This window comes from Bartonella sp. AA86SXKL, from assembly GCF_042196885.1.
Genome location: NZ_JBHIRE010000447.1, coordinates 323 through 633, shown reverse-complemented (window position 1 = coordinate 633; position 311 = coordinate 323).

The following is a 311-nucleotide window of genomic DNA, read 5'->3' as shown; positions in this document are numbered from 1 at the left end:
CAAGCTCAAACAGTTTTGTCGGTGAAATGACAAATATGTAAGCATATCTCTCATGCCTTATTTACAACAGAGATTTTAGGAGAACCCTTTTATTTTTTGAAGAAAATGATTACATTTAAAGTTCGCACTCTATGAAAAAGAGACTGTCTTTATATACAGTTTACCCAAAAAGTGTGCAATATTTGCTAGATATGGGAGAATAGGTTGAAAGCTTCAACCCAAAAAGTAAAGCGCGTTAAAGAGAAAATAAGTACTTGTTCTGAAAATACCGTTATCTCGAAAAAAGAAAGCGCATCAGATGTTCATCATGT